This is a genomic window from Marinilabilia rubra (genome assembly GCF_003121985.1).
GTDB classification, from domain to species: domain Bacteria; phylum Bacteroidota; class Bacteroidia; order Bacteroidales; family Marinilabiliaceae; genus Marinilabilia; species Marinilabilia rubra.
Genome location: NZ_QEWP01000031.1, coordinates 1 through 22093, shown reverse-complemented (window position 1 = coordinate 22093; position 22093 = coordinate 1). Strand labels below are relative to the sequence as shown.

Sequence of the window (22093 nt, the reverse complement as noted above, 5' to 3'; positions counted from 1 at the left end):
CACCTTCCAATTTGTTCAATTCCCCAACTTATTGATTCCAGATCAATTGGTATGTGTTCATATTTGAGTTGTAAAAATTCAAAATATGAACATTATGAAGCATTTACTTTTTTTGTTATCAATATCGGTAATATCTACTGTAATAATCAGTTGTGAGGAAGTTGAATATACCGAAATTCCTGAAGAAGAAACTGTAACAGAAACCAAAAGAATAGGTTTTGAACTGGTACAGATAATCTCTATGGATTCTATACTTGTTTGGGCAAATAATGAAATTTTAACTCAGGAAGAATTTGATTCCATTCAAATCACTAGTGGTTGGCAAAAAAACGAACCAAGAGAAGGAATGCCGGATTATGCCAAATTTTTGCGCTCGCCTGATGCGGGAGAAGATAGAGAATTTACATCAGCTGAGCACTTTGGTTTTCAATGGCTATTTAATGCACAAATTGTTGATAGCAACGCTGAACTACCGGAAAATGAAGACGGGTTACTCAGTGGTAGGTACATTGCCAAATATCATCAAGTCACGTTCAACGAAGGCAGAACGCTTTCTATTCTTATATCTCCACAAGGTGAAGAATATGTATTGATTTCCAGAGACGCAAACAGAATAACTGACATACCAGTTATTCCGGAAACGTGGCAAATCGAAGAAAGAGAAATCAATGATAGCATAACCTTTGATTTGCCTAACCCTACCCTAAATATTCGGGCAGAGAATAATCAAGATTCATGGCAAGGGCCAGTAATTCTGTAAAAATCTTTTATCATGAAAATAACACTCTCGACTATCATATTAAGCCTGGGCATTTTTATGTCAAATATATATGCACAAATGCCAGGGAACATGTCGCCACCCGATTTTAATGCTGAGAAAGCTGCTGGAATTTTTGAATACGATATTGAAAAAGTGATAAAAAAATTAAAGATCATTGATGATTCCATAAAGTCTAAGGTATCTGAAAGTTTAAATCATTATAACAGTAAAATATACGAATTGTCGATACTACATGCAGCAACCTTTCAAAAATTAGAAGCTGATTTCGATAGAAACGTACAGATTGCCATGCGAAATAGAGACAGGAATCAGATGAATGGAGTAAAAGCAGAAATTCAAAAAATTATTCCTCCTATCAGAATGCAGGTTCAGAATGAGGAGAAATTGCTTAACGCAGCTATGACAGAAATCCTAACAGAGAAGCAAAACAAAAAATGGTTGAGATACCAAGAAGGTAAAAAGACATACTAAAATCACATCCATAGCTAATGGAATATTATGAATAATTAAAGGTATGAACCTAGCAGAAGTTATCTATAACCAGCATGAACAATCTAAAATTATCTGGTCTTGCCATCGACTGTCCATTTTGTTCCAGGTGTAAAGACTGCCCTTTTATTGTAACAGAACAATTTACACTTAAGAAAAAAATTGAGTGGATTCAAAATCTTGAATTTGAAAAGAAATTAAAAATATTGAATCATCAAAAAAACTGCCTAAATGAGAGAGAAAAAAGAAAATAGAATGAAACATATCACAAAAGTTACAATAGCAATTTTTCTATTTGCTTGTCAATTCATTGCTCAAGCTCAGGAAGCTCCTGATAACATTATTGGAATTTGGCTAAATGACGATAAAACCAACAAAATTGAAATTTACAAGGTAGGTGATACCTATTCTGGTAAAATAATTTGGATAGCGCAATTGGAAAACAATCCTGGACTTAATCCAAAAGATAAAAACAATCCAAATCCTGATAAGCGGAATCAAAGTATTCTGGGTATGGATATAATAACAGGATTATCATTTTCGGATGGTAAGTGGATAAATGGGACAATCTACACTCCTCAAAAAGGAATATATGCAGATTGTGAAGTTGAATTGCATTCGGATAAGCAGCTAAACTTAGTTGTATCAAAAGGAATGTTCACTAGAACAAAAACATGGATAAAAGAATGACACAGTTGTTAAAGTCATCGGTTGTTGCTGTAATACTGATGAACTCATTTGTATTAAATGCTCAGCAAGTTTTTCATTCAATTGATGAAATTTGGGTATACGCCAAAGAAAACAATCCGGATAATTCAGTTTATCAATTGCAAGTTGAAAAGGCAGTTAAAGACCAAAGAATTGCCAATAGCTCATTGTATCCGAAGATTAATGCAGGATTTAACAGTCAATATAATCTGGATATTGCTGAAACGCCTATCCCTGGAGAAATTGTTGGAAAACCCGGAGAAACTGTTTATGTAAGATTTGGTCAGGAATATAGCTACAATGGCGGAATCACTGTCAGTAAAACCTTACTTGACTGGCAATCAATATTCCAATCTAAAATAGCAAAATCAAACACACAGCTTAAGCAAACTGAAAAAGCTTTGTACGAGCAGACTTTAAGAGAACAAGTGGCACAAATTTATTATACTACTATAACAGCTCAATCTGCGGTTAATAATGCCCAAGAAGATTTAACTCTGGCAGATTCTATACTTCAAATTGCTTACGATAGATTTCAAGAGGGATTAATTGATGGTCTATCTTTTAATCAGGCTAAAATTAACCGGAATAATGCTTTTGACAAGTTGGAACAAAACAAACAATACCTGGTTGAAAATCAACTGAACCTTAAAATATTACTTGGTTTATCAACTTCCGAAACGCTTGTTCTTAAAGAACAAATTGAATTAAACATGAATAATTCAATTGAGTTTGTTCCTCAAAATGAAGCAAGTATAAGATTATATGAAGCTCAAATAGAAATAGCCGACCTTGAAAGGAAACAAGCCTTAACCAGATTTACACCCAAGTTGGACTTTATATATTATTGGGGAGGCACACAGTATCAGCAAGATTTCAATTTATCGTTCAATTCAAACGATTGGCAACCTAATAGTTATATCGGTTTGAACCTATCTATACCTATATTTTCAGGTTTTGGAAATAAAAACCAATGCAGTTCGGCAAAGATTTCACAAAATATCGCTCGATTAAATTATGAGGAAGAAATTAGGAAATCCTCAATTACAGATAGCATATTATTAAATAACTACCTGTCATATAAAAAGTTAGCCGAAACAGCAAATGAAAACTTAAAAATATCTGGTGAGAACGTTCAACTTGCTTACAGCAGATATTCTGAAGGTCTTATTAGTCTGGATAACTACTTGTCGGTATACGATGATTACCTGGCTGTGGAAAGTCAATATTTCACCCGGCTGTCAGATTACATGATAAACAAAGCAACAATTCTATCACGCAATAATTAATGAAAAATGAGCAAAATACTTTTAATACTTGGTATTACATTAATATTTATTTTTTCTGGTTGTAAACAAAACAATTCAACCACACCTGAAAGGAAAAATATTGTTGAAGCAGTTTTTGCAAGTGGTAATGTAATTACTAAAAATCATTATATAGTAACCTCTCAAACCGAAGGTTATCTTGACAAATTACTTTTCAACGAAGGAGATTCAGTCAAAGCAGGTCAGTCACTTTTCTTAATTGAAAATGAATCGCAAGCAGAGCAACTGGATAATGCTCAAGCAAACTACGAATACTCCAAATCGAATGCAAAAGATAGCTCTCCCGTTTTAGAGCAACTAATTGCACAAAAACTTCAAATAAAGAATAAACTCGAAACAGATTCAATCAATTTTATTAGACATCAAAAACTGATTAAAACAGCAGCTGTAAGCAAACTTGATTATGAAAAAGCAAAATTAACCTATGAAAACAGTAGACAAGACCTTATATCTGTTGAAAATCAGATAACTGACAGGAAAAATATACTTCAATTAGAAGTTATAAAGAGCAAAGCCAATTTAGCATCTCAACAAAATACATCGTCATTTTATGAAATAGCAAGCAAGGTTAATGGGATTATTCTTCAGATTAATAAAACTGAGGGTGAGCTGATAAAAAGAGGAGAACAAGTCGCAGAGGTTGGTTCCGGTGAATTTATTGCAAAGCTGTTAATTGTTGAAGAAGACATAAATAAAATTAAAGTTGGCCAGGAGGTTTTCATCGAACTAAATACGGATAAAAACAAAAGCTATAAAGCGATACTTTCTAAGGTTTACCCTTTTTTCGATTCACAGGAACAATCGTTTATTGCCGAAGCTAAATTTACAGAGCTTGTACCCAAATTAATTTCAGGAACACAACTTCAGGCGAATATAAAAATAAAGGATAAGGCTAATGCTCTGGTGATTCCAACCGAATTTCTATTACCGGGAGATTTTATTCTATCTAAAAATAAGCAGAAAGTTAAAGTAACGGTAGGCATTAGAACTTCAGAATGGGTTGAAATTCTTTCGGGTATAGATGAAATATCAACTTTATTGCTCCCTAATTAATTAGAAATCATGGCTAAATCAGTAAATATTCAAATAGCTAGTGTTCACCTTACTTCAAAGTTTTGGCAAACTTTTGTAGCCATTATGGGAGTTACTTTTGGTGTCTCTATGTACATATTCATGAACAGTTTTATGAATGGTGTTAACAAAACACAAGACGACCTTGCTTTTAGTGCTTTATCTCATATCCGCATTTATAATCAAGATAATAATCATTCTTACAATCCAATTGAAAGTGAATACGATAATTCTCAAACTGTATTTAATATTCATAACAGAAAAAGCATTCAATACACAAGTGGTATTAAGAATTCTTATGGCATTGTTTCATTAGTAGAAAAGCAGGAAGAAGTTGTTGCTGTTGCCCGCCAAATAAACTTTAGCGTATTTTTTAGGAGCGGGTCAAAAAAGATAAATGGAAGAGTTTCTGGTATTGAATTAGAACAGGAGGACAAGCTATTCAAAAGTTCAGAAATAGTTACCCAAGGCAATTGGAATAATTTACAAACTCATAAATCAGGTATTATTATTGGAAAATTGTTAGCTGAAGACCTCGGCTTACAAGTAAATAGTAGCATAAATGTGCTAACGTCTGATGGCGTATCCAGGAACTACATTATTGTTGGAATTTTTGAAAGTTCCCTAAAAGATATAGATAAAACAAAAGCCTATTTAAATATCACAGCAGCGCGTCAATTAATAGGTGAAAACTCTGATTATGCCAGTGATATTTTAATAAATATTAAAGACCGGGATAATACAGTACCCGTTGTTAAAAAACTCGGCTTACTAATCCCTTTTCAAATTGAGTCATGGCAGGAAGCCAATGAACAATTGGTTGCAGGTGCATCTCTCCGTAATGTTATCGCTATTGCTGTTTCATTTACCATTTTATTAGTGGCTGGTTTTGGCATTTATAATATCATGAATATGACCATTAATGAGAAGATTAAAGAAATAGCAATCCTAAAAGCAACAGGATTTTCAGGTAAGGATATTAAATCCATATTTCTTTCCCAAGCCGGAGCAATTGGTCTATTAGGTGGCTTCTTAGGTGTTATTCTTGGTTACTTAATTTCATTGCTGATTAATCAAATTCCCTTCAACGTGGCTAGTCTGGAAACCTTACCCATTTACTTCCGGGTTCAGGATTTTGTTCTTGCAGTAGTTTTTGGCGTTTTAACTACTCTAATAGCAGGTTATTTACCATCAAGAAAAGCAGCAAAGGTCGACCCAGTAACAATAATTCGTGGATAAGATGGAAAACAAGACTTCATTAAAAATAAGAAACCTGGTAAAATATTTTCATGAACCTGAAACGTTCCAGGTATTGAAAGGTGTTTCGTTCGAAGTTAAAAAAGGAGAGTTTCTATCCATAGTTGGTAAATCTGGTTCAGGTAAGTCTACTTTGTTGTATGTGCTTTCAACAATGGATACCGATTATGAAGGTACACTTCAGATTAATGGTGATTTACTAACCGGAAAGACACAAAATCAATTGGCTGCATTTAGAAATGAACATATTGGTTTTGTGTTTCAGTTTCATTATTTGCTACCCGAATTTTCTTGTTTGCAAAATGTTATGTTGCCTGCATTAAAGTTGGGCAAGTATTCAACAAAAGAGATTGAGCATAAAGCGTATGAAAGTCTGCGTTTGCTGGACATTGAAGGCCAGGCACTAAAAAGTGCGAATAAGTTATCGGGAGGTCAGCAACAAAGAGTGGCTATTGCCCGGGCTCTAATTAACAATCCCTCAATTATTATGACCGATGAACCAACAGGTAATCTTGATTCGAAAAATACCGAAGCTGTGCTTGATATTTTTAGAGGATTGGCAAAAGAAAATGGACAAACCATTATTTGTGTTACCCACGACAAAGATTTTGCAAATAATACAGACCGAACTATTGAAATGGCAGATGGATTAATTATTTAATTATCAAACAAAATGAAAGAACAAGTAAGCAATAGATGTAAAATATTAATTACAAAAAAAATTACTGATTCTTTATCAGTTAAAGAGCAAACCGAATTAAATAAATATTTGACTTCCAATGGCTCCGCTAAACAATATTTTGAAGAATTGAAAAGAATTTGGGACTTAACAAATACACTGGTACCATCCAGTATTTTCAAAACTGATGTTTCGGAAGAGTGGGTGAAATTTATACAATCTCTAAAACCTAACAAATCACAATAAAAATGAAAAAATTTGAAGTGCGTTTACTTATTGCAATCTTAATCTCTGGCTATACATGTTTGCTCAATGCGCAAACAAAGAAAGACTATCTCGATTTTTCAGTTATAACTCCTGAAAATTATAATCAAGAAGAAAAAAAATACCCATTAATCGTATGTTATAAAGGTCATATCTCGGATAGTTTATTCATCAAATATTCAACGGATAAACAATTAATTATTCTGCTGTTTGATACTACTCAAAATTTAACTTCTAATCCAGAATATCAGAAAGAGATTATCTTAAAGATAAAGAATGATTATTCAGTATCAAGGGATAAAATTTATTTGCTTGGAGTTAATCAAAATATTGAGAAAACAATAAAAACAAAAAATGAACTGGATTATTACTTTGGTGCAACGGTCTATATCACAAATAACCCTGATACATATACATACTTTACGGAAAGGGTTAAACAATACAATAACGTAAAACATTTTTATGTTACTGAAATAAATTCTGTTGCATTGGATTCTGCTCATCAACTATTTCTTCAAAATAGATTGTGGGAAATCGATATTCATAGAATTTCTGAAGACGCAAAAACTTTCAACAAGCCTATAGAAGAAAACAACTGGCAAATATCACTAAGTTATGGTCAATGGGGTTTTAATAATTCTGCAAAATCAAATGACAAAACTATTTTAGATTTCCCTAAAAATATGGGTTCCTGGAATTTGTCTTTCGCTAGATACTTTTCAGAATCTATATCTGTAAATGCTAATGTTGGTATACAAATTAAGAAGCTGGAACCTGACCAACCCGATTTTTTCACCGTTCTCAATGGAGGTGATATCGATATTGAAGGCGCTGGATTAACCTTTATTCCTTTAAGTATAGGTATGGATTACTTTTTTATGAAGCAGCGATTCCGTCCATTCCTTGGAGTTGGTATTGGTTCTGTTTCTGCTAAAACAAAATTAATTGAAGCATCAGGCAACATGAATGATGGTATTAATAAAGATGAGCTGGAATTTAGTAGTAAAGCTCCTTTTGTAGAATTATCATCAGGTTTTGTTTACCGCACTGGAGAAAACGTTCAGCTTGGATTGAATTGCGACTATGTTCACTCAAAAGACTTCGATGAAAATATAGGCGGATATAAAAGTTTTACCGGATTAAAAATATCAGCCGTTTTTTCTATTGTCTTTTAACTTCTTAAAAAGTTAAAGTTATGCTAATTATTCAATAAGTAACTTGTTCAATTCACCCCCTGTTTTGTTCATCTAACTGTATTTTCAATTTAAAGACAGGCAATCACCGATTAGTTTTGAACTAAAATTATTAAGTAAAGAAATCTACAAATAATGAAAAGAAAAGTATTGTTGATACCAATTGTACTATGTTTATTTCTGGTGAAAACTTATTCACAGGAGAAATATACGATTAGTGGGATAATTTCAGATGCCGAAACGGGCGAAACAATGATTGGGGCTACAATCTCAGTTAAGGAACTTTCAGCTACGGGTACAATAACCAATGCTTATGGTTATTACTCTCTTACCTTACCCAAAGGTGAATACACTGTAATTTTTAGTTATATAGGTTATGAGTCGATTGAAAACAAAATTAATTTAAATGAAGACAAACGACTAGACTACAAATTATCACAAGATTCAAAATCCTTGGAAGAGGTTGTAATAACGGCAAAAAAGAAAAATGATAATATTACTTCTGAAGAAATAGGAATGGAGAATTTAAAACCACAGGAAATAAAAAAGATTCCTGTTTTATTTGGTGAGCAAGATGTGATTAAGACGCTCACGTTAACTCCGGGAGTTAAAACATCAGCAGAAGGTAGTGGAGGCATGTTTGTGCGCGGGGGTAATAATTCTCAGAACCTGGTTTTATTGGATGAAGCTACAGTGTACAATTCAAATCATTTAATGGGATTCTTTTCTACTTTCAACAGTGATGCCATTAAAGACCTTACACTATATAAAGGAACTGCACCTAGCCCATACGGTGGTCGTATTTCATCAGTTATGGATGTAAAAATGAACGAAGGCAATAATCAAAAATATCATTTTGGTGGTAGCGTAGGTTTAATATCTGCAAAAGCTAATATAGAAGGCCCAATTGTTAAGGATAAAGGCTCTTTTTTAATTACTGGAAGAAGAACATATGCCGACATGTTTCTGAAACTTTCTTCTGATGAATCCTTGAACAATAACCGACTATACTTTTATGATTTTAATGCTAAGGCAAACTATAAAATCAATCAAAACAACCGAATTTTTCTATCAGGATACATGGGTAGGGATTATTTCAATATTCAGGATATGTTTGGTTTAGATTGGGGTAACACCACAGGAACATTAAGGTGGAATCATATCTGGAATAGTAAGCTATTTAGTAATACGTCACTTATTTATTCTGATTACGACTATAAAGTTTCAATAATGAATGAAGGAGATGATGATTTTAGTCTGACTTCAGTTATTGGCAATATTAATCTAAAGCAAGATTTTCAATACTTTATAAGCGATAAAAGCTCACTTGCATTTGGTTTGTATGGAAGGTATAATACTATTACACCTGGTCAGGTTGAGTTTTCTGAAGACTCAGAATTTAAACCCATCGAATTACAAGAGAAGTACACGTTTGAAACAGGCGCATATTTTGGACATGACTGGAAACCTTCAGATAAGTGGAATATATCCTACGGTGTACGATTAAATGCATTTTATCTTTTAGGCCCAGGTGATTTCTATAATTATACTGACGGAATTGTATCGGATACATCCACTTTTAAATCGGGTGAGATAGTCCAAAGCTATTATAATATAGAACCTCGATTAAATATGGCTTACGTATTAAATCAGGCAAATTCATTTAAATTTTCCTTTACCAGAAATACACAAAATCTACATCTACTTCAAAATTCCAACTCATCAACACCAACTGATATTTGGATATCGTCAAGTAACAATGTGAAGCCAGAAATTGGCGACCAAATATCTTTGGGGTATTTCCGAAATTTTAATGATAATAAATATCAATTTTCAAGTGAAATATACTATAAATGGATGCAAAACCAAATTGACCTAAAAAATGGTGCAGAGCTGCAAGCAAATGAATTCCTTGAAGGTGAATTATTGTTTGGAGATGGCAGGGCTTACGGTTTAGAATTAATGTTACGTAAGAAGACAGGTAGATTATCTGGATGGTTATCTTATACATTATCTCGAACCGAAAAAAACATTGATGGCATAAACGAAAACAATTGGTATCCGGCTAAACAAGATGCAACACATGATATTTCTGTTGTTGGAATTTATGACTTAAATGATAAATGGAGTTTATCAGCTACATGGGTATATAATACAGGTAATGCAGTTACTTTTCCAAGTGGTAAATATGGAATTGATGGGAAAGTTCAATTTTATTATACCGAAAGAAATGGATATAGGATGCCTGCATATCATAGATTGGATTTAGGTGCTACTTGGAATATTAAAAAGACCGATAAATTTGAAAGTTCTCTAAACTTTTCAATTTATAATGCTTATGGTCGCAAGAATGCTTATTCTATTGATTTCGAAGAAGACAAAAACGACCCAACCAGAACTGTGGCAGTTAAAACATATCTTTTTACATATATACCTTCAATTACATATAATTTCAAATTTTAAAGCAATGAAGATAATTCAACATATAGCAACATATTTTCTGGCATTGATGATATTATCATCTTGTACCGAAGAGATTGACATTGACCTTAATTCATCAGACCCTCAGATTGTCATAGAGGGTAGTGTATCTACCACAGGTGAGTCTGTTATTAAGATTACTGAATCAGTAAATTTTGATGAAAGTAACGATTTTCCAAAAGTACGGAATGCGTTTGTTGAGATTTCAGATAATCTCGGAAATAGTGAAATCCTTTTAGAATCCTCCGAAGGTATTTATTCAACTACCTCGTTTGGTGGCGTGGAAGGCAGAACCTACTCCTTAAATGTTCAGGTAGATGATAAAACGCTTGAATCTGTCAGTAACATTCCCAACCATGTTAGTTTTGATTCTCTAATTGTAAATAAAGCATCTGTACCTGGTTTTCCGGGCGCACAAGAAAATGATTTATATTATGAAGTGAGGGTACAGTACCAAGACCCGGCTGATGCGGTAAACTTTTACCGTTTTGTGGAGATTGTAAATAATGAAATCACAAACTCCTATGTCTTTGATGACAGGTTAAATAATGGTGAATATGTTACTGTCCCATTATTAAACTTTTCTAGGGAACTTTTACCACGTGATGTATTAGAAATTGAGATGCAATGTATTGATGAATTTGTTTATGAATATTTCAATAGTTTCGGTAATACTCAAGGAAGTTCAGCGACACCAGCAAATCCATACACAAATATTTTAGGTTCGGAATTAGGCTATTTTAATGCTCATACTTCGGAGGTTAAGAAGAAAATAATTGAATAAAAAGCTTTTACTTTATCAAAATGACTTGTCTTATCTTGCTCACAGTCGTAAGCACATTTGCAAGCCCACACGGTCCAACGCTCAATCCAAAGGCTGGCAAAAGAGCTTTCGCCTTTCCAGCCCAAGCAACCGCCTTTGTGGGCGGTTTTAGGATTGCCAACCCGTAAAAAAACGAAATAAATTTGTGCTTCGTAGTTAGCCTAATGCGGTTTGAAACAAGTATAAAAGAGAAAATTAATTGACTGATAAATAGACATAAACAATGAACGCCAGCATACAACATTCAGGGCTGAATTAATCCCCACGAGATAAAATATCCCGCCTCTTATAAAGTGGCGGGATTAATTTTGCCGGTTGTTGAACGTTACCCGGCCGGCATCGTTTTAGGGATCTGGGGCGCTTTCCATGGCATATAGGAATTTCAATGCATTGGGGTTGGATTTGTGAGGTAGTTGTTGCCGAAATTTTAATAATTGGGGAGTCTGGGCCGACGAATTTCCCTTACTATATTTGGTTTTTCCGGTCATTTTATCTTGGTTTTTCGAGTTATTTTCCACTTTAGAGCATACCACTCCTAATCACCGACCCGGACAGGTCGCTGTCATTTGAAATAAAAATAGTTGGCCCATATTTTAGGCCGCCTTTCGCTTTTGTGGGCCATCGCGTATGGGAGGGTACACCTCTACAACCCCCATCAGCCCCTCCTTGCATTCCGGACACAGAAACGGTGAATGGCCATACCTCTGCTCAAAGATGACATACCAGGGTTCTTTTGGGGAACTTTCCGGCGAAGGCTGCTTAAAGTATTGCCGCGCGACATGTAAGGCTCTCTTTTTGTTGTGGCATGAGAGGATGCCATAATGCCTTACTTTCACAAATCCGGCAGGCAATACGTGCATGAGCCACCGTCTTAGAAAGGTCTTACCATTGAGTGGTGTCACGTGTTGCTTACCGGTGCGGTAATCTTTCCAGGAGAAAACCACTTCCTTTTCGTCCACTTTTTTAATGCGGCTGTTGGCTATGGCTACCCGGTTGACATACCGGCCCAGATATTCCACCACATGTTCTGATCCTCTGACAGGCTTTTTGGCATAAACCACCCATTTGCGGCGGTAAAGCGGATGAAGGTGTTTTTGAGACAAGTCAATGGGTTCATCCAGTTTAATGGTGCCTCTTTCATGCAACTTTTGCAGGCCATCGGTAAACTTACCCCTGAACATCTTACTCAGCGCTTTTACCGGGTAGAGATACTTGCCTTTGGCTTTGGCCCTGCGCCACTTCCCTTGCGGGGTTAATCCGCCGGCCGGTACCAGACAATGAATATGGGGATGCAGACTGATGTTTTGCCCCCAGGTATGCAACACGGCAACCATCCCTGTTTGAGCACCAAGAGACTTCTGCCCAAAAGCCTGCATGGTTTTCCATACCGACTGAAACAAAAGATTATATATCTCCCCCGGATGCTGAAGGCACAATGGATTTAAATCATGTGGCAGAGTAAAAACCATATGAAAATAGCCCACGGGTAAAAGATCTTCCTTGCGGCTGAGAATCCATCGCTCTCGCTTGCTGTGGGTACATTGGGGGCAGTGACTGTTGCGGCAACTGTACCACATCAGATGGGCATGTCCACAATGATCACAGGCTTTTAAACGACCGCCCAGCACCGGCGTGTGACACTGACTAAGATGGGTCATTACCGTTTTCTGGCGGGAGGTAAACCCTGTTTCATCCATACGTCCCCGAAACTGGGAAATTACCTCTGCAATACCCTGTTTTTTCATAAAACCGGGAACATCTTGTCCAAAGGATTTACCACATCACTCTTCATGCGGTAATTGATGTGCAGATAGATCATGGTCGTCAGGATGCTTTGGTGCCCCAGCAAATCACGGATCACCATGAGATTCACGCCCATACTCAACAGATGAGAGGCAAACGAATGACGCAGGGAATGCACATTGAGCCCTCGCTGCAATCCTTCCCGTTTAAGAGCCTGGCATAAGGCCCAACGAATGCAGGAAGCTGTAATGGGCGTTCCTTTTTTGCGACCATTGAATAAATAATGTTGTGGCCGGCATTCCTGAATGTAGGCACTCAATTCTACCAACATGTGTCGCGACAACATCACATAGCGGTCACGCCGCCCCTTGCCGCCACGTACGCGTACTTGCATGTTCTTGGTATCAATGTCACTTAGAAGAATATTACAGGCTTCCCCCCGACGCAATCCGGCCGAGTAGATCAATTTTAGAAGTGTACAATGCTTTTGATTTTTTATGCCCAGAAACAAGCGTTTAAGTTCACCACCAGTGAAAACTTCCGGGATATACCGCTCTGCTTTGGGATAAGGAATCTGCTCGCAGATCTCCGGACGGCTGAGAAAATGTTTGTAGAGATACCGGATACCGTTTACCGCGATACGCATGGTGTTGCGCTTTTGCTGTTTCTCTTCCTTAAGATACACCAGATAGGATAAAATCTGATCCGAAGTAATCTCATGAGGCGGTGTGTTGTAGTAGCGAATGAGTTGGCGCGGGCCGTGAAGGTAGGATACGATGGTGCGCGGCGAGAGGTTTTCCAACACCATGCGTTGCCGCATCTTCTCCAGTAATGGAGCTGCCTGTTCTAAGGCTTCTTCTTTTTGTTTTTCATGTTATTTACTTTTAGATAAATTCCGTAAAGTAAACATTTTTAGCTATTTTTATTTCTCCCGACGAAAGGAGGGTTTAGTTCAACAAAGTGTCATGCGTAATGCGGGGAAAAGTGATATATTTGAGCATAAGTTCATTTAATAAGCGGAGTAGTAACTTGATAGTTAATAGTTCGGAGTTTTGAAACCCGCACTACGCATAGCCGGGACGAGTACTCTAAGAGAAACCGCAGCAACCTAAACAAGAATGTGAAACGGTATCGCAAGCCGAAATCTTCGGAACAAGACCAAGGTCTTTGAAATTAGATGATGATTGACAACAGGTGCAATTCCTGTCTACCCAAAGCCGCCGGCAGGGTAGTAGTGAACCAGATGGGTGACTCCGTGAGGATAGCAGAAACGACCAAAGGGAGTTCACGAACGCGATAAAAATTAACCACAAATGTGAGTAAAAGTATCTGGTAAGCGAGTGTGCAGGCAGTGTGACAGAGCCTCGAATTTAACGAAGAGAAATCGCGATTACCTTGAAAAACAAACCACGAATGAGCAAAAGCTATATTAAATCGTGGTTAAGCCGACGGAATACGTTCATCCGGAAGGCAGCAAGAACTTACTCAAAAGGCGGTCAGGTATGTTCTACCACCGTGGTCAAAGAGCAATGCATGTGAATAAAGGTCAATCTTCGGAACTCAGGAGATCTGTTAGCTCCCCATGAAAAGAGGAAGGTGCTCCTCTCCCCAACCACCAGGCATTATAAGTCTCATGTTCCACTTGTAATAGCGCGAAGAAAAGGGACATGCATGCAAGGGTATCTGCGGCAAGGGACAACCATAGCCAAAGAGAAGGCGAAGCAGAAGTCATAGCAGCTTCATAGTACCGTTATGATTTTTCGTATGGGTTCAGACCCAAACGCAATGCGCACCAAGCATTGTCATCGCTGAGAAGCCACTGCATGCGCGGAAGAGGACGAATAAAGTGGATACTGGATGCAGACATACAAGGATGCTTCGATAATTTCGACCACAAAACCCTTCGCAACCTTCTAAGCAAGCGCATCAAAGACAGAAGCCTTCTTAGGCTAATAAACCTATGGCTGAAAGCCGGGATAATAGATGGAAAGAGTATGCATCGCAACAGCGCAGGAACACCGCAAGGCAATATCATCTCACCGCTATTATGTAATATCTACTTGCATTACGTGTTAGATGAATGGATTGACAAGGTGGTACGCCCAATACTCAAGGGAGAAATCTTCATAATAAGATACGCCGATGATTTCATTATTGGTTTCGAAAAAGAAGAGGATGCCCGCAGAGTAAGCCGGACGCTTCCCAAGCGAATGCAGAAATATGGACTAACTATTCATCCTGAAAAAAGCCGACTAATTAGGTTTATGCCAGCCAAAAGAGGCAAAAGCCAAACCTTCGATTTTCTCGGATTTACACATTATTGGACAAAGAGTCAAAAAGGCTACAATGTTGTCAAAAGGCGTACCTGCAAAAAGAAAATGCAGAAAGCATTGCGGAAACTACGAGATTGCTGCATAGATAACAGACACATGAAGCTGAAAGACCAGTGTAAACTATTGACTTCAAAACTACGCGGATTATACCAATATTATGGAATAAGAGGGAATTACCTGGCTTTACAAAGAATGTATGGTGATGCGAAAATCTCTTGGTTCAAATGGTTAAACCGGCGTAGCCAACGCAAAAGCTACACATGGAAAGGATATGGTGAGTTATTGAAATATCTGCCATTACCAAAACCTAAGATTGTTCATGCAAATGTTTAAATTAGCAACTGATAGCGAAAGTAAATACAGAGGAACCGGATACGGGAAAACTGTACGTCCGGATCTGCGAGGGGGTAGGCAGAGTAATCTGCTATCCTATCTCGATTGTGCGGCATGGAAAGGGAACAACAGGCAAGTTGCAGTGATAAATAATCTTTATATTTAAGGATTAATTTGAAAATAAGAATTGAAGATGCCAATAGAAAAAAAAGAATATAAGGATTTATTAGCAGAACTTGTTGCTCTTGTCGAAAACACAAAATATCAAGTTGTATCCCAGGCGAATAGTTCACTTACAGTACTGTTTTGGCATATTGGAAAACGAATTCTGAGCCAGAATCTGCACAATGAAAGAGCTGAATATGGAAAACAAATTGTCGTTACAGTATCACGAGAATTAGTAAAACGGTTTGGTCGGAATTATGAAGAGAAAAATCTTCGGCGGATGATTCAATTTGCAAAACAGTTTCCTGAAATTGAAAATGTCGTTACACTGTCACGACATTTGACATGGTCACATTTCATAGCGTTGATTCCATTGAAAAATGAGTCTGCAAGAGATTTTTACGGAAGATTGGCTTTTGAAAACTCTTTTGGAGTTCGAGAGCTTCGAAAACAAATTGAGAAAAAAGCATTTGAACGTACCGAAAAAGCAGACATCCAACTTTATGACAGTAAGAAAATTAGAAAAGGAATATTTAAAGACCCTTACTTGTTAGACTTTTTAGAATTAAAGGATGGATATTTAGAGTATGATTTGGAATCTGCAATCCTCAAAGAACTTGAATTATTTATTCTGGAACTTGGTAATGGATTCACATTTGTTGAGAGACAAAAACGGATGATTATTGATGGAGATGATTACAACTTAGATTTGCTTTTTTATCATCGTAAATTGAAAAGACTTGTGGCTATTGAATTGAAGATTGACAAATTCAAAGCTAAATACAAAGGGCAAATGGAGTTGTATTTAAAGTGGCTTAATAAATATGAAAAACAAGAAGGAGAAGAAACTCCAATTGGATTAATATTATGTGCAGAAGCAAGTAAAGAGCAGATTGAGTTGTTGGAAATGCAGAAAGATGGAATTATGGTAGCAGAATATTGGACAGAATTACCTCCTAAAGAGATTCTTGAAGCCAAATTACATAACGCATTGATTGAAGCACGAGAAAGATTAGAAAGGAAAAAATTAAAAGAATAGTAACCACGGTGCCCAACAAAGCTATTATACGCCAGCCGTGGCATCCACAGCATATTGAGGGTTTCGCATTACCTTGCGCCAGGCTAAATCCGTGAAAAGGGGATTAGCAACGATCTTTGAAACTTTTCAACAGAAACCTGTAGGTGATGAATCCTACCCGGGAAAGCCTAACCAGCACCCGGAACCGAGTGGTTGCGTAGTCATTAGAAATAACGGCACGAAGCGTACACGGGGAGTGCAAAAGCCGTGTACTTAAGCCTCGAAAAGAAACCCAACGTCGTTGGTTTTTACATTGGTCATTGCGGGAATAGTAACTTTGTAACCGCCATGTTTAGGGAACTGTGCCCGACCGGGGTCGTCGGACATGCCAAATGCATATTAAGTTTCCACGCTAACCCGGGAGCGCCTCCCACCTCCATTCGAAAGGCGGTCAATAAGGGTATACCGCACCCGAAATGTCCCGGTCTGTCAGGTATGTATTGCCAACTGATCAGGCAGACTTCTTTTTGCTGTAGATAAGAATTAATCCTAAAGCTTCAGGAGTGTGGCTTAAGCGCAAAAAAGAAAATATAATTGCTTTTCCTGACAATAAGAGGGAATAGGATTAAACCACCAAATTTTCGCTACATTCGCGCCTTGTTAATGTGAAAATTATTTTATTCACCCACTTTAAAATATCAGAAATCATGAGTGAATCATTAAATATTTGTTTGTCTTGCGGTTTCTGTTGTGATGGAAGCCTGATCGGGTTTGTAGAGCTTGGTAAAGAAGAGCTGTCCAGACTGAGAGTTTTGATGGAGATAGAAGAATTTGAAAAGTCAGGATTCTTTTTACTACCCTGCAATAATTTAGGCTGTGATGGTTGCAAGATATACCCCCAACGGCCCAGGCAATGTGACAATTTTAAGTGCGGAATGTTGAAATCCATCGAAAATAAGGAGTTGGATTTTGCTTTGGCTATTGAAACCATCAATGTCGTTAAGCAAAAAAGGATCGCTATTGAAGAAAAGTTTGAGACATTACCTTTTAAATTGGAATCTCCATCATTTTACTTCAAAGTGCTTGAATTGAAGAAGCTGTTACAGCAGGAAAATAATGAATTATCAAGGTCAGAGCATTTTTTGGATTTATTATCCGATCTTGAGGAGCTCAATAAGTTGGTGTCAAAGAGTTTTGGTGTCTCGTATTTTTAGAAACAGGACTTGAAAATTGTCTGCTCCCATTCAGAATCAGATTAAGAGGGAAATAATCAGGATATTATAACAGAAAAAAGACTCCGGGAAAAGCTCCCCGGAGTCTAAAGAATTTTATTGTAGTCATAAATAAGCCTAAATAAATATTTAGGGTGATTTATGGATTAACCAATAACTTCAACGTTAACAGCATTTAAGCCTTTTCGTCCTTGTTCAGTAGTGAACTTAACTTTATCATTTTCATTAATGTTATCAATTAGTCCGGAACTGTGAACAAAGATATCATCTCCGTTGTCCGATGGTGTGATAAAACCAAATCCTTTTGTCTCGTTAAAAAACTTTACTGTGCCTTCTTGCATCTTCACTAAATTTTAAAAAAAATAATATATTTCACTTTATCCTGGAAACCAATACATCCAAAATAGTTTAGGATATATTTTCAAAAATGACTGAGCCATTTTTGAAACATTTAAAAAAATAAAGTAATGATTAAATTAAATTGTAAAGAAGAGAAAACTCGAACAAACAAATAATACTACCTTATAATAATTAAACTGGTGTCCTTTTGGACGACACAAATATAGAACTTTTATTTTAATAATAGTGTGTTTAAAAGAAATAATGAAAAAAAACTATGGTTGTTTCTAATAGTTGATGGTTTGAGTGGAGTGTAATGGTTAGAAAAACAGATTGTTAGGTTTTAAATATTGAGGTGGTATCGTAATTTGTTTTATTACCAGTTTTAATCGATCTGTCTGGCATATGGCATTCTGGAAAGGAATTATTAAGGGTGTATTGATGGGGTATCAATACTTAGTTGTGTTTTTTTATTGCCTGGTAATTTGTTGAAGAGTGTTGGTGATGAGTTGTAATTCTCCATTAATAAAACCTTTGCGTCATTGTTTTTTTGCGTTTAGGCCTTTTTTAACGCACTATTGTGTTTATTAAAGAACCGAAAATAAAATACCCTACCTTTGTGCCATATTCAAAACAAGATAAGATACATCGATTTTTAAAGCAAAAAAGATAATGGACGGACAGCATAGAGTAAATATTAAACCAGGCGTTGAGGTAGGGATTGTAAAAAAGGAGGATCAGCGCTCGGGAAAAATCACTTTCGGAGTTGTTGAGCAGATACTTACTAAAAGTGCGTTCCATCCACATGGAATAAAAGTCAGGTTAGTGTCCGGAATTGTTGGAAGGGTCAGGGAAATGCATGGAGAATAGGACAGAGGGCCTGGAGAAAGGTAGAACGGTGGAATGGAAAAGGGTTCATTCAATGGGTTCATCTTAAATCTGATAATCTTCTATCTAAAAGTCTAAAACAAGCATGGAGAAAGAGAAGAAAAGTGGAATTGGAAAATGGTGTCTCCATCTAAATATTGCCCCTATCTATCTCAAATCTATTGATCTCACATCTAAAAATCTAAATCAGAATGAAATTTGAAAAATATAGTTTTTCAGAAGATATAAAAAGTAACCTCAGGAATCTGGGATTTAAACGACCGACAGATATTCAGTATAAATCTATTCCTCCCATTATGCGAGGGGAGGATGTGCTGGCTGTGGCTCAAACCGGAACCGGGAAAACCGTGGCTTTTGCCCTGCCTGTGATTCAGAGATTGGTTACCCGACAGAGGAAGCATGACCATAAATCAGTGCGTTGTGTGGTGATGGTGCCAACTCATGAGCTGGCCATACAGGTGAGCCGGGTGTTTGAAGAGTTGGCCTCTGGAATCTCATTGAAGATTGCCGGCATATTTGGAGGCATTGATCAGGATCCGCAAATTGAAAGGCTTAAGCAGGGAGTAGATGTGGTTGTAGCCACACCGGGCCGGTTATTTGACTTGGAAAGTCAGGGGTATCTGTCCCTCAAGGCTGTTGAAACCCTTATCCTCGATGAAGCTGATCATATGCTTGAACTGGGCTTTAAACACGATATGAACCAGCTCATCCGAAAACTACCATACGGAAGACAGGTCTTGTTTTTTTCTGCAACCATCAATAAGCATGTTAAAGATATGGCATATTCGTTGGTTCATAAAGCTGTTCGCATTCAGATTTCTCCTAACGATCCGGTGTCAAAAAACATTGATCATTCTGTGGCCTTTATAGAGATGGATGACAAAAGGTTTTTTTTGGAACGAATCATCCGTGAACATCCGAATAGCAAGATATTGGTTTTCGTGCGGACAAAGGTCAGGGCAGAGCGTGTTATGAAAGCCTTGGAGCGCGTCCGGTTACTTAGCCAAACCATTCATAGCGATAAAGATCAAAATCAACGAAGTCATGTGATGGAGCAGTTTTCTTCAGGCGAGAACAAAGTCCTTATTGCCACTGATGTAAGTGCTCGGGGAATTGATATTCCTGATGTAGACATTGTAATCAATTATGACATTCCGGAAGAAACAGAAAACTATGTGCATCGGGTGGGACGAACCGGTCGTGCACAAAAACGAGGCCTGGCCATTGCCTTTTGCAGCGATGAGGAAAAAGAGCAGTTGACGGCCATCGAAGGTTTCCTGGACCGGAAGATCACCAAAATGGACATAGAGAAAGGGGCCTTTGAGGAGACCCTGAATATGTCTGGAGTGGAGGAAACCAATTGGCAAGCTCTGATTGATGAAGCCGATGAACTGAAAAATAAAAAGAAGAGAAAAAATAAGAAGTCGCGGAAATAGATAGATCTTGAATACAATAGATCGTTAGATTTTTAGATATAAGATGATTCGTACAATCTTGATATACTGTATTTTAATAAACAAACACCTATAAACACAAATTAGTGGCTTGCAGGGAATTGCAAAAGTTTAACGGAGTATTGTGAAAAATAACCGGATAGAAATATACACCGACGGAAGTTGCCACACAAAAATTGGAATAGGCGCATGGGCCGCACTTATCCTGTTGACGGATAGACGAGAAATTCTAACAGGAGTGGAAGAGGATACCACCCATAACCGTATGGAACTGGTATCGGTGATAAAGGCGATTGGATTTGTTGCCAATAATAAGCCTGAGGCCAGTCTGCGCATTTACAGTGACAGCCAGTATGTCTGCACCTTGCCTGACAGACTCCCGCGGTTAGCGCAAAACGCATTTCTGACCAGAAGAGGCACCGAAATACAAAATGCAGATTTGGTGAAAACCTTTATTAAGCTTACTGAAGCACATGATATCGAATGGATAAAAATAAAAGCCCATCAAAGAGACGGATCAGAGCAAGCCAACCACAATCGGTTTGTTGACAAGCTATCCAGAAAATTGGTGAGGGAAAGGATTGTTCAACTGAAGTTCAGGTCAGATCTACAAAAAGGATAAATACTACCAATAAAAATATTGAATCAAAATGATGCCTTTTATAAAGCATCACGAGTGGGAAGAGAACTATTTTGATCGATCACAGTAATCCCTTATTCTCTAATAATTTTTCCAGAATATTATGTTTTTCCCAAAACCGGTCTTTGATCTTTTGGATGATCCCATCAAACTCCGGATGACTTTTCAATGGTTTAATCAGCGGATCTAATTCCATAAATAACAAGATCCAGTACTGGTAATTATCTTGTGTTGCGAAAATTTTGAGTTGCTCAATCGCCTCGCCGTTTTCACCTTCATAGGCATACTTTACCGCCATGCTGGCACTCTTGTAAATTGACTGGTCCTTTTTGCAATATTCAGTATAGTCATTGAAAAATTTTGCGGCCTGTGCCTCGAGGCCCTTCTTTCTGTACACAATAGAAATTTTAACATCTTCCTGGGGATAAATATCCAGACCGAATTTTTCCCTGGCATTTACAAACTTTTCATAATAATAAAAGGCACTGTCGTATTCTTCCTGAAAATACCAGACTTTCGCCACTTCCTGCAAAATATCCAGGCGGGTAGTATCCTTTTTCCATTCCTTAATCAATAGGTTTTTCATCCTGCCGGTATTTCCGTCTTTGGCGTACAGGATAAATGCTTTCAGCAAGGGCGCATAATAATTCTCAGGGTTGTAGTTCAGCGACTTGTTGATATAAATGGATGCCTCATTTACAAAGCCGTTCTGAATGAGTGCATTACTTAAATGTAAGTAGATGTAAAGTAAGCCATCGGTCTGCCACGTATTGCATCCTCCGGCCGGCAGCCGTTACTTTGTTGTCAAAAAATGAGGATGACACTGACAACTTTTAAGCAACTCTACCAAGAATACCAGGAATCGGGCCTGAAG

General features: G+C 37.2%; 21 protein-coding genes and 1 pseudogene. 18 read left to right on the top strand and 4 right to left on the bottom strand.

The window, feature by feature from the left end:
• Nucleotides 1–94 precede the first annotated feature (94 nt).
• The 11 genes from DDZ16_RS19905 (at nt 95) to DDZ16_RS19850 (ending at nt 11035) form a co-directional block, all read left to right on the top strand.
• Complete coding sequence (locus DDZ16_RS19905; RefSeq protein WP_109266244.1) at nt 95–760, top strand: hypothetical protein; 666 nt, start codon at nt 95–97, stop codon at nt 758–760.
• Between the two features lie 12 nt (nt 761–772).
• Nucleotides 773–1252: a hypothetical protein gene (locus DDZ16_RS19900; RefSeq protein WP_109266243.1), complete on the top strand. Its 480-nt coding sequence runs from the start codon at nt 773–775 to the stop codon at nt 1250–1252.
• A 249-nt stretch (nt 1253–1501) separates the two neighbouring features.
• Entirely contained in the window at nt 1502–1960 is a 459-nt protein-coding gene (locus DDZ16_RS19890; protein WP_109266241.1) for a DUF2147 domain-containing protein, read from the top strand.
• The gene (locus DDZ16_RS19885) at nt 1945–3267 is read left to right on the top strand and encodes a TolC family protein (RefSeq protein WP_109266240.1); all 1323 of its coding nucleotides are present in this window, start codon (nt 1945–1947) and stop codon (nt 3265–3267) included. The genes DDZ16_RS19890 and DDZ16_RS19885 overlap by 16 nt, the downstream gene beginning before the upstream one ends.
• 6 nt (nt 3268–3273) lie before the next feature.
• A complete protein-coding gene (locus DDZ16_RS19880) occupies nt 3274–4359 on the top strand; it encodes an efflux RND transporter periplasmic adaptor subunit (RefSeq protein ID WP_109266239.1) in 1086 nt (361 codons plus the stop codon).
• Between the two features lie 9 nt (nt 4360–4368).
• Complete coding sequence (locus DDZ16_RS19875; RefSeq protein WP_109266238.1) at nt 4369–5616, top strand: ABC transporter permease; 1248 nt, start codon at nt 4369–4371, stop codon at nt 5614–5616.
• Nucleotide 5617: 1 nt separating this feature from the next.
• Entirely contained in the window at nt 5618–6295 is a 678-nt protein-coding gene (locus DDZ16_RS19870) for an ABC transporter ATP-binding protein (protein WP_109266237.1), read from the top strand.
• Between the two features lie 12 nt (nt 6296–6307).
• Nucleotides 6308–6559: a hypothetical protein gene (locus DDZ16_RS19865; protein WP_109266236.1), complete on the top strand. Its 252-nt coding sequence runs from the start codon at nt 6308–6310 to the stop codon at nt 6557–6559.
• A gap of 2 nt (nt 6560–6561) precedes the next feature.
• On the top strand, nt 6562–7752 hold the full coding sequence (locus DDZ16_RS19860; RefSeq protein ID WP_109266235.1) for a hypothetical protein: 1191 nt from the start codon (nt 6562–6564) through the stop codon (nt 7750–7752).
• Nucleotides 7753–7905: 153 nt separating this feature from the next.
• The gene (locus DDZ16_RS19855) at nt 7906–10233 is read left to right on the top strand and encodes a TonB-dependent receptor (protein ID WP_109266234.1); all 2328 of its coding nucleotides are present in this window, start codon (nt 7906–7908) and stop codon (nt 10231–10233) included.
• Between the two features lie 4 nt (nt 10234–10237).
• Complete coding sequence (locus tag DDZ16_RS19850) at nt 10238–11035, top strand: DUF4249 domain-containing protein (RefSeq protein ID WP_158275721.1); 798 nt, start codon at nt 10238–10240, stop codon at nt 11033–11035.
• A gap of 632 nt (nt 11036–11667) precedes the next feature.
• Here the strand turns inward: DDZ16_RS19850 and DDZ16_RS19840 are convergent.
• The gene (locus DDZ16_RS19840; protein WP_109266231.1) at nt 11668–12819 is read right to left on the bottom strand and encodes an IS91 family transposase; all 1152 of its coding nucleotides are present in this window, start codon (nt 12817–12819) and stop codon (nt 11668–11670) included.
• A complete protein-coding gene (locus tag DDZ16_RS19835) occupies nt 12816–13637 on the bottom strand; it encodes a tyrosine-type recombinase/integrase (RefSeq protein WP_109266230.1) in 822 nt (273 codons plus the stop codon). The genes DDZ16_RS19840 and DDZ16_RS19835 overlap by 4 nt, the downstream gene beginning before the upstream one ends.
• A gap of 593 nt (nt 13638–14230) precedes the next feature.
• Here DDZ16_RS19835 and DDZ16_RS21080 point away from each other — a divergent pair.
• The 4 genes and pseudogenes from DDZ16_RS21080 to DDZ16_RS19815 all read left to right on the top strand — a co-directional run bounded on the left by DDZ16_RS21080 (nt 14231) and on the right by DDZ16_RS19815 (nt 17880).
• Nucleotides 14231–14356: a hypothetical protein gene (locus tag DDZ16_RS21080; RefSeq protein WP_262511951.1), complete on the top strand. Its 126-nt coding sequence runs from the start codon at nt 14231–14233 to the stop codon at nt 14354–14356.
• A 230-nt stretch (nt 14357–14586) separates the two neighbouring features.
• Nucleotides 14587–15483, top strand: a pseudogene (locus tag DDZ16_RS19830) (reverse transcriptase domain-containing protein); the annotation flags it as partial.
• Between the two features lie 193 nt (nt 15484–15676).
• Nucleotides 15677–16687 carry a PDDEXK nuclease domain-containing protein gene (locus DDZ16_RS19820; protein WP_109266227.1) on the top strand — a complete coding sequence of 337 codons (1011 nt, stop codon included), beginning with the start codon at nt 15677–15679 and terminating at the stop codon, nt 16685–16687.
• Between the two features lie 686 nt (nt 16688–17373).
• Nucleotides 17374–17880 (top strand): YkgJ family cysteine cluster protein, encoded by a 507-nt coding sequence (locus DDZ16_RS19815; RefSeq protein ID WP_109266226.1) that lies wholly within the window; start codon nt 17374–17376, stop codon nt 17878–17880.
• A gap of 164 nt (nt 17881–18044) precedes the next feature.
• Here DDZ16_RS19815 and DDZ16_RS19810 read toward each other — a convergent pair whose 3' ends face one another.
• The gene (locus DDZ16_RS19810; RefSeq protein WP_109266225.1) at nt 18045–18239 is read right to left on the bottom strand and encodes a cold-shock protein; all 195 of its coding nucleotides are present in this window, start codon (nt 18237–18239) and stop codon (nt 18045–18047) included.
• A 670-nt stretch (nt 18240–18909) separates the two neighbouring features.
• Between DDZ16_RS19810 and DDZ16_RS19805 the strand changes: the two genes are divergently transcribed.
• From DDZ16_RS19805 to DDZ16_RS19795, 3 genes are all read left to right on the top strand, one after another.
• A complete protein-coding gene (locus tag DDZ16_RS19805; RefSeq protein ID WP_109266224.1) occupies nt 18910–19107 on the top strand; it encodes a YwbE family protein in 198 nt (65 codons plus the stop codon).
• A 209-nt stretch (nt 19108–19316) separates the two neighbouring features.
• Entirely contained in the window at nt 19317–20561 is a 1245-nt protein-coding gene (locus tag DDZ16_RS19800) for a DEAD/DEAH box helicase (protein WP_109266223.1), read from the top strand.
• A 142-nt stretch (nt 20562–20703) separates the two neighbouring features.
• A complete protein-coding gene (locus tag DDZ16_RS19795; RefSeq protein ID WP_158275719.1) occupies nt 20704–21201 on the top strand; it encodes a ribonuclease H family protein in 498 nt (165 codons plus the stop codon).
• A gap of 79 nt (nt 21202–21280) precedes the next feature.
• On the opposite strand, the gene DDZ16_RS19790 is transcribed toward DDZ16_RS19795, so the two are convergent.
• Entirely contained in the window at nt 21281–21805 is a 525-nt protein-coding gene (locus tag DDZ16_RS19790) for a hypothetical protein (RefSeq protein ID WP_146192271.1), read from the bottom strand.
• Nucleotides 21806–22093: the final 288 nt, after the last annotated feature.

Excerpts from the sequence above, each read along its gene's own strand:
- DDZ16_RS19905 (WP_109266244.1), top strand. The coding sequence starts at position 95 with ATGAAGCATTTACTTTTTTTGTTATCAATATCGGTAATATCTACTGTA.
- DDZ16_RS19900 (WP_109266243.1), top strand. The coding sequence starts at position 773 with ATGAAAATAACACTCTCGACTATCATATTAAGCCTGGGCATTTTTATG.
- DDZ16_RS19890 (WP_109266241.1), top strand. The coding sequence starts at position 1,502 with ATGAGAGAGAAAAAAGAAAATAGAATGAAACATATCACAAAAGTTACA.
- DDZ16_RS19885 (WP_109266240.1), top strand. The coding sequence starts at position 1,945 with ATGGATAAAAGAATGACACAGTTGTTAAAGTCATCGGTTGTTGCTGTA.
- DDZ16_RS19880 (WP_109266239.1), top strand. The coding sequence starts at position 3,274 with ATGAGCAAAATACTTTTAATACTTGGTATTACATTAATATTTATTTTT.
- DDZ16_RS19875 (WP_109266238.1), top strand. The coding sequence starts at position 4,369 with ATGGCTAAATCAGTAAATATTCAAATAGCTAGTGTTCACCTTACTTCA.
- DDZ16_RS19870 (WP_109266237.1), top strand. The coding sequence starts at position 5,618 with ATGGAAAACAAGACTTCATTAAAAATAAGAAACCTGGTAAAATATTTT.
- DDZ16_RS19865 (WP_109266236.1), top strand. The coding sequence starts at position 6,308 with ATGAAAGAACAAGTAAGCAATAGATGTAAAATATTAATTACAAAAAAA.
- DDZ16_RS19860 (WP_109266235.1), top strand. The coding sequence starts at position 6,562 with ATGAAAAAATTTGAAGTGCGTTTACTTATTGCAATCTTAATCTCTGGC.
- DDZ16_RS19855 (WP_109266234.1), top strand. The coding sequence starts at position 7,906 with ATGAAAAGAAAAGTATTGTTGATACCAATTGTACTATGTTTATTTCTG.
- DDZ16_RS19850 (WP_158275721.1), top strand. The coding sequence starts at position 10,238 with ATGAAGATAATTCAACATATAGCAACATATTTTCTGGCATTGATGATA.
- DDZ16_RS19840 (WP_109266231.1), bottom strand. The coding sequence starts at position 12,819 with ATGAAAAAACAGGGTATTGCAGAGGTAATTTCCCAGTTTCGGGGACGT.
- DDZ16_RS19835 (WP_109266230.1), bottom strand. The coding sequence starts at position 13,637 with ATGCGGCAACGCATGGTGTTGGAAAACCTCTCGCCGCGCACCATCGTA.
- DDZ16_RS21080 (WP_262511951.1), top strand. The coding sequence starts at position 14,231 with ATGAGCAAAAGCTATATTAAATCGTGGTTAAGCCGACGGAATACGTTC.
- DDZ16_RS19820 (WP_109266227.1), top strand. The coding sequence starts at position 15,677 with ATGCCAATAGAAAAAAAAGAATATAAGGATTTATTAGCAGAACTTGTT.
- DDZ16_RS19815 (WP_109266226.1), top strand. The coding sequence starts at position 17,374 with ATGAGTGAATCATTAAATATTTGTTTGTCTTGCGGTTTCTGTTGTGAT.
- DDZ16_RS19810 (WP_109266225.1), bottom strand. The coding sequence starts at position 18,239 with ATGCAAGAAGGCACAGTAAAGTTTTTTAACGAGACAAAAGGATTTGGT.
- DDZ16_RS19805 (WP_109266224.1), top strand. The coding sequence starts at position 18,910 with ATGGACGGACAGCATAGAGTAAATATTAAACCAGGCGTTGAGGTAGGG.
- DDZ16_RS19800 (WP_109266223.1), top strand. The coding sequence starts at position 19,317 with ATGAAATTTGAAAAATATAGTTTTTCAGAAGATATAAAAAGTAACCTC.
- DDZ16_RS19790 (WP_146192271.1), bottom strand. The coding sequence starts at position 21,805 with ATGAAAAACCTATTGATTAAGGAATGGAAAAAGGATACTACCCGCCTG.